The following is a 4,203-nucleotide window of genomic DNA, read 5'->3' as shown; positions in this document are numbered from 1 at the left end:
AACCAACAACCTAATATGGTGATACAGCTACAAAGATAACCCTTAGCCAGTTTTGAAGGTAAAATAACCAGAGATGTTAACTAACCCCTGGTTATCGTCTGGGGTCAATAAATTCCGTGTTAATAAATCTTTAATGGAGATATAGGCCTAATGGAAAATTTTATAATATTATAAACTGAATGAGTAACATGAAAATTAAATTAATTAATATGGTATTGGTGCTGTCGGCTCTTAGCGGTTTCGCACAGACACCTGAATCAGAACTTTCCGACTCCCTGGTGGGAAATAAACAAGAGGTATTGAATAAATATATCCCTATAGTCAATGGCGGTTTAAAGTACAGTGCCTACCAGATTCCTGTGGATGTTTTTGTGAGCAAGATTAACGATTTTAAAGCTAAAATGAATACACAGATTGATAGCGAAAGAAAAAATCAATCTTTAAAAGATCTTAAAAGAAAAGACGTAGATCTTTACATTAACGAAATAGTAAAGGCTTACAGATCCCGTTATGGTACTGACTCTTTAAGTTATGAAACGTATCTTGATTAAGGACAATACACGGTCCAGATTCAAAGAACTTAACAAATTCCCGGAAACAGCGGATAGGGTTAAAGTTTAGAGGATTTACAATCTTCAGAATTGCCTGTGTTCATTATTTCGATGCATATCATCGATGTTTGGACAGCGCCGCTATACATACCGGTTGCAGAAAGGCATCACTGAAGACCGGCGGGGGCATACTTATTATTGATAGCGAGGGGATCCTGAAGCTTTTGAAGTAGAAAAAGAGCAGATTTCTGCTCCGAAAAAAAATAGATATGTACAAATAACCATGAAATGAATCAATACAAAAGCACAATATATGTTATATAAAAACCAAAAACTATTAATTGCTGCGCTCGTCGCGGGAATGTTGCTGCCATCTGTTACCGATGGGCAGGTTAAAAAAACTAAACCCTCAGGAAAGCAGGTTGCTGCCGCTAATACGCTTACTCAGGGAGGTTTGTCATTGGATCCCTCTGTTCGTGTAGGTAAATTACCAAATGGTTTTACCTATTACATTCGCCAGAATAAGGAACCAAAGAATAGGGTAGTGATGTACCTGGCCAATAAAGTAGGGTCTATTCTGGAAACAGAGGATCAGCAGGGATTGGCGCATTTTATGGAGCATATGAGCTTCAACGGAACTAAGCATTTTCCGAAAAGTGAGCTGGTGAACTATCTGCAAAAATCTGGTGTGCGCTTTGGTGCGGATTTAAATGCCTATACCAGTTTTGATGAAACTGTATATCAGTTGCCTCTGCCAAGTGATAATCCGGAAATCCTGAAGAACGGAATCCAGATCATGCGTGACTGGGCACAGGAAGCAACCCTGGATCCGGTAGAAATCGATAAGGAGCGTGGGGTAGTTATGGAAGAAAAACGCCTGGGAAAAGGTGCTTCTGAGCGGATGCAGAGACAATTTCTGCCTGTCATGCTGAACCACTCCAGGTATGCTTCCCGGATACCTATTGGAACAGACGAGGTTTTATTGAATTTTAAACCGGAAGCAATCCGTTCTTATTACCGCGACTGGTACCGTCCAAATTTACAGGCCCTGATTGTTGTTGGGGATATCGATGTAGTCAAGATGGAACAAGCCATCAAGGCGAAATTTTCTGACCTGAAGAACCCGGCCAGCGAAAAACCAAGAACAAAGTACAGGGTTCCTTTAACTGGTAAAAATCAGTTTATGGTGGTCACCGATAAAGAAATGACTAATACCATTGTCCAGGTGATGATCAAACATACAGAACCGGAAATGAAAACAGAAAGCGACTATCGTGCTTCGCTGATCCGCGGATTATTTAATCAAATGCTGAGCAACCGTTACACCGAATTATCCAGACAAGCTGACCCTCCATTTTTAGAGGGCGGTGCAGGTATTGGTGGACTACTAGGAGGTCTGGATAGTTATGTGGCCAGTGTAGTGGCCAAACCAGGAGAGCTGGAAAAAGGTTTTAAAGCAGTTTGGAGGGAAAGCCGCCGGGCACAGCTTTTTGGTTTTACACAGACGGAACTGGATAGGGCTAAACAAAACAAGCTGAGCAGCATGGAAGCTGCTGTTAAAGAGAAGGATAAAACCGAGTCGGAATCTTATGTTGCAGAATACCTGCAGAATTTCCTGCAGCAAACTGCGGCTCCGGGTATTGTAAAAGAAAATGATCTGGTCCATAAGTTTATTCCTGGTATTACCCTTGCTGAACTGAATGCAGTAAGCAAAGATTACATACAAGATAGCAACAGGGATATTGTGGTTTTGGCTCCCGATAAAGATAAAGCCACGTTACCAGACGAAGCTAAGGTGCTGAGCTGGGTAGCTAGTGTAAATGATGAAAAACTGGAAGCTTTTAAAGATGATGTAAGTACGTTGCCATTGCTGGCAACTGCCCCGGTTCCGGGAAAAATTGTTAAAGAAGAAAAGGATGCGAAGCTTGGGATTACCACACTTACTTTAAGCAACGGGGTAAAAGTTATTTTAAAGAAAACGGATTTTAAAAATAACCAGATCCAGTTTAATGCGTTCTCTAATGGTGGGACTTCATTGTATAGTGATGCAGATTTTCAAAGTGCGGAAAATGCTGCAAGTGTAGTGGAATCAGGTGGTGTAGGCAATTATAGTGCTACGCAATTGGATAAATTTTTAACAGGCAAACAGCTAGGGGTTGGGCCATATATCGGAGAACGCACGCAGGGATTTTACGGTAGCGCAACACCAAAAGATTTGGAAACAGCGCTTCAGTTATTGTATGGTTATATTACTGAACCTCGTAAAGATGGAGAGATCTTTAAAGGGATCATTGCCAAGGCGAAAGACGGACTGGCCAACAGGTCAGATGATCCTAACAAAGTGTTTAGTGATACCGTTAGTGCAGTATTGAGTAATTATAATGTTCGCCGTACGGGACCAAGTCTGGATAAGGTCAACCAGATCAGCCTGGATAGGGCTTATGCTATTTACAAAGAACGGTTCTCTAATGCATCAGATCTTACCTTTACCTTTGTAGGTAGTATAGATGAAGCACAGATCAAACCTTTACTGGAGAAATATCTGGCCTCACTTCCTTCTACTGGTAAAAAGGAAGACGCAAAAAACCTGGGTATCCGGATTCCTGAAGGTGTGATTTCTAAGACGGTGTATAAAGGTTCAGAGCCGAAAGCCACGGTTTACCTGGTGTTCTCCGGAGCATTGAATTACAGTTATGAAAACAGCCTGAAATTAGATGCAATGAAAGAAGCTCTGGAGATCAGAATGCTGGAAAGACTGCGTGAGGATGAGGGCGGCGTTTATTCACCAGGCGTACAAGCGGGCGCATCTAAATTTCCTGAAGAAAGATTTAGACTGGTGGTTTCTTTTGGTTGTGCACCGGAAAATGTGGAACGTCTGATCGCTTCGGCTGTTGATGAGGTGAACAAGCTGAAGAAAGACGGGCCGTCTTTGGAAAATGTAAATAAATTTAAAGCAGAGGATGCAAGAAGCAGAGAGACACAGTTGAAAACGAATGACTTCTGGTCGGGCTATTTAAGTGAGCAAATGATTTCTAAAGAGCCTTTAAGCCAGGTGTTTGATTATGATGCAACCATGGCGAAGGTAACTCCTGAGAGTTTGAAGGAAATTGCTGCTAAATATGTGACTGGAAAGAACTATATCAGACTGGTGCTAATGCCGGAGAAAAAATAGGCATTCCGGATATATTAAAATTACAATAAAAAAATCAATGGTCTTATTCGTCTAAAGGCGGATGAAGACCATTGATTAATTGGAGTTATTGTTCCAGGTACGGTAGTAGTTTGTCTTGCTACAGATCAATACTTTAATTTACCGTCACCCTGCTCCACTTATCGGACAGAAGAGCGTACTCACCAGTCGAATCCAGCTTTAGTCCTTTGGCATGTTTATCACTTTGGTGTTTCAAGACTAACTTGTCAAATTTTTCTCTTGAAATATGAGCTGATATTTGGCTGAATAGATTTACTTTTCTCAACGGAGACTGCGGTTTTTATGGCAATTAAAGCTAATGCTCATGATGGTGACATAATGCCAATGAAGGAGCATCTTACCGATGCCGGAGATCTGGAAGACAGGATACACTACATACTGTTATTGGAATTGATGAATGAAGAGGTTGAAAAGCTGCCTGAAAAATGCCGTATGGTATTT

The 4,203-nt window shown here is 41.3% G+C and carries 3 protein-coding genes; 2 read left to right on the top strand and 1 reads right to left on the bottom strand.

Features of this window, described 5'->3' with window-relative positions; genetic code table 11:
* Positions 1 to 188: 188 nt before the first annotated feature.
* Complete coding sequence (locus tag HDF25_RS25665) at positions 189 to 551, top strand: hypothetical protein (protein WP_184629274.1); 363 nt, start codon at positions 189 to 191, stop codon at positions 549 to 551.
* A 313-nt stretch (positions 552 to 864) separates the two neighbouring features.
* The gene (locus HDF25_RS25660) at positions 865 to 3,723 is read left to right on the top strand and encodes a M16 family metallopeptidase (protein WP_260409473.1); all 2,859 of its coding nucleotides are present in this window, start codon (positions 865 to 867) and stop codon (positions 3,721 to 3,723) included.
* A 133-nt stretch (positions 3,724 to 3,856) separates the two neighbouring features.
* Here HDF25_RS25660 and HDF25_RS26020 read toward each other — a convergent pair whose 3' ends face one another.
* Positions 3,857 to 4,027 carry a DUF4372 domain-containing protein gene (locus HDF25_RS26020; RefSeq protein WP_184629273.1) on the bottom strand — a complete coding sequence of 57 codons (171 nt, stop codon included), beginning with the start codon at positions 4,025 to 4,027 and terminating at the stop codon, positions 3,857 to 3,859.
* Positions 4,028 to 4,203 lie beyond the last annotated feature (176 nt).

Origin of the sequence: Pedobacter cryoconitis, assembly GCF_014207135.1 — a bacterium.
Classification (GTDB): domain Bacteria; phylum Bacteroidota; class Bacteroidia; order Sphingobacteriales; family Sphingobacteriaceae; genus Pedobacter; species Pedobacter cryoconitis_D.
The sequence above is the reverse complement of the archived record's forward strand: the minus strand, read 5'-3'. Positions and strand labels throughout refer to the sequence as shown.

Excerpts from the sequence above, each read along its gene's own strand:
- HDF25_RS25660 (WP_260409473.1), top strand. The coding sequence starts at position 865 with ATGTTATATAAAAACCAAAAACTATTAATTGCTGCGCTCGTCGCGGGA.
- HDF25_RS25665 (WP_184629274.1), top strand. The coding sequence starts at position 189 with ATGAAAATTAAATTAATTAATATGGTATTGGTGCTGTCGGCTCTTAGC.